Raw genomic sequence first — 2,537 nt, 5'->3', positions numbered from 1 at the left:
AGGCGGGCTGGGACACAAACAGTCAGGCGGCTTCGCCATTATAGCCTGCCTGTCTGTGCCCCATATTTAGGTGTTAGCTGCTACAAGGAAAATGGATTTGTTCGAAGCTTTTATAACTTCTATTGGTGTTTGCTTTGTAATTTTATTTAGCTCAATTTGGGCGTCAAACACCTATAAAAGTAAAGGACTGTTGGCGGCTTTAGTTTTCTTTTTCAGTCTTCTTACCATTAGTGGATATGAAGGCACATCTCACCACGTAATACAAAGCCGGGAAAAGGAGCTACTTATAAGCCTCTTTATTATGTATTCTGTACCTCTATGTATAGCTGCCTTATTTGTAAAACTAACTCAAAATATAAAGTCAAAAACTCGCAATATAATGGCATCCATTGCTTCAATAGTTGCAGGGGCAGTTTGGCCGTTTTTTGCGCTAGTTACTGTTTGCACTGTAGGCTTAGATTGTATTTAGTGGCAACGAGAAAAAGGTTGTTTTTGCACGCACCTAACAAAAAAATTAAGTACACCCGCTGCGCGGGCTGGGACGCAAACACGCAGGCCGGCTTCGCCATTATGCCCTACGTGCCTGCGCCCCTTATTTAAAAGTTAGCCGCTCCTAGGAATTTTCATGGAAATAGAGAATTGGTTGTCGTTTTGTTCTATCGCTTTTTTAGCTACAGCTACGCCTGGACCAGCTGCACTTCTCGTTTCAAGCCATAGTCTTTCTTTTGGCTTTAAAGCCTCGCTAGCCACGATTTTAGGTAATATCACTGCTCTGTTCATTATGTCAGCTGTTTCAATTCTTGGCCTTACTGCATTAGTTATGCATTCAGCTTTTGGCTTTACATTGTTTAAAATTATGGGGGCTGCATACTTAATTTATATCGGGGTAAAACTCTGGAGCTCAGGTGTAAAAACTATCAAGCCACAGGCAAGCACAGAATTCAATATCTCCGCAGTTAACCTTTACGGTCAGGGTTTGTTAATCGCTTTAACTAATCCTAAAGCTATTGTTTTTACAACCGCCTTGTTTCCTCAATTTATCTCCGTCGAAAAAACACTAATTCCCCAATTTTCATTATTGGTAAGTACATTTATGGCCTTGTCTTTCATCTGTCTATCGTCGTATTCTTTGCTAGCTCACAAAGCAAAAAACAAAATTAAAAATCAGGTTTCAGGTAAGCTACTAAGTAAAGTATTCGGAGGCACATTTATTGGTGCGGGATGTTATTTGGTTTCGACAAGTGAGTGAGCCAAGGTATCAAGACGAGCGGCTAACAAAACGCTTAATTCGCTCACTGCGTTCGCTGGGACGCCTATACGCGGGGCGGCTTCGCCATTATGCCCCACGCATCTGCGCCCCTTAGCTTAAAGTTAGCTGCCAAGGAGAGACCGAGTGCCTGTTTGGGGTTATTTTTATTGTTGCGTTTTTTTGTTGAGTTGCTGTTTTGGTCTTTTTGACAAAAATCGCTTAAGACGTCCGTATCAACCGGCAGGTGAAATTTTAGATTGTCTTTGTGGTATTTTGATATTTCTAATAGCTTTTAGTGTTGTGCAATTTGAGTTTTCCGCAACGATTAGCACGCTTTGTTTTATATACACCCTTGCGTGGTCATACCATGCTCATAGACATTATCTTGATTATAAAAAATTCAAATCAGATATTCATAAAACAGCAATAGCTGAGCATGAGAAATTATTCGAAAAAATATCAGAGATAAATGAGAGAGCGATAGAAGATGGAGTTGATCCATCCGAATTAGAAAGTATTGAGCAAACCTATGATTTTGACCAAGCAGAAAAAGAGGCTCATTTTTTTTACATTGGTACAGTAGTTGTTATCTTGATAGTACTAATTCCATATTTGTATGTTTATCTGAAATCAGTAGGTTTAAGTGGCAGCTAACAAAAAAATTAAGTCACTCACTTCGTTCGCTGGGACGCATACATGCGGGGCGGCTTCGCCATTATGCCCCACATGCCTGCGCCCCTTATTTAGAAGTTATATGCCACTAGGAAAACCTAACTCATGGTTTACTTATTAGCTGGGATTGTGTGTGTTAATTTGGCTTGGGCATTTTTTAATACTCTAGCTGTTAACAGCACATTGTTTATCAATAATAGCTCTCGAGCTATGACCTTACTTGTTAACTGGCTTATTCCAATAGGTGGCCCTGCTATTACTTTGGTTGTCCTTCGCTCAATAAACCCTAAAGTAAAAAGTCGCAATCCTGTTACGGACGGTTCTGGTAGTAGCAATCTATATTCGGGGAATGAGGGTTCAGATTCTGGTGGTGGCTGTGGTGATTAACGTAGCTAAACAAGGTTGAATTTAAAATGGCTTATAACAAAAAAATTAAGCACGCCCGCTGCGCGGGCTGGGACGCAAACACGCAGGCCGGCTTCGCCATTATGCCCTACGTGCCTGCGCCCCTTATTTAAAAGTTAGAAGGCGTCAACCTAAACTGCGTTTGGCTTAATACAAATAACAATTCAACCACCCTCACCTGTTGTTCCCAACATCGCCCAAGCATCCGTAG

The 2,537-nt window shown here is 41.1% G+C and carries 4 protein-coding genes; all 4 read left to right on the top strand.

The annotated features are described in order from the left end of the window. The first annotated feature begins 97 nt into the window (after positions 1-97). The gene (locus tag Q4561_RS19655) at positions 98-469 is read left to right on the top strand and encodes a hypothetical protein (protein WP_303462952.1); all 372 of its coding nucleotides are present in this window, start codon (positions 98-100) and stop codon (positions 467-469) included. Between the two features lie 156 nt (positions 470-625). Further along, positions 626-1,249 (top strand): LysE family translocator, encoded by a 624-nt coding sequence (locus tag Q4561_RS19650; RefSeq protein ID WP_303462951.1) that lies wholly within the window; start codon positions 626-628, stop codon positions 1,247-1,249. Between the two features lie 144 nt (positions 1,250-1,393). After that, positions 1,394-1,903: a hypothetical protein gene (locus Q4561_RS19645; protein ID WP_303462950.1), complete on the top strand. Its 510-nt coding sequence runs from the start codon at positions 1,394-1,396 to the stop codon at positions 1,901-1,903. Positions 1,904-2,131: 228 nt separating this feature from the next. Then, a complete protein-coding gene (locus tag Q4561_RS19640) occupies positions 2,132-2,308 on the top strand; it encodes a hypothetical protein (protein ID WP_303462948.1) in 177 nt (58 codons plus the stop codon). Positions 2,309-2,537 lie beyond the last annotated feature (229 nt).

It is taken from the genome of Alteromonas sp. 1_MG-2023, from assembly GCF_030547075.1.
Taxonomy (GTDB): Bacteria; Pseudomonadota; Gammaproteobacteria; order Enterobacterales; family Alteromonadaceae; genus Alteromonas.
Note: the sequence above shows the minus strand (reverse complement) of the source record. Positions and strands in the feature narration are given on the sequence as shown.

Coding starts and splice junctions, on each gene's coding strand:
- Q4561_RS19640 (WP_303462948.1), top strand. CDS start 2,132: ATGACCTTACTTGTTAACTGGCTTATTCCAATAGGTGGCCCTGCTATT.
- Q4561_RS19650 (WP_303462951.1), top strand. CDS start 626: ATGGAAATAGAGAATTGGTTGTCGTTTTGTTCTATCGCTTTTTTAGCT.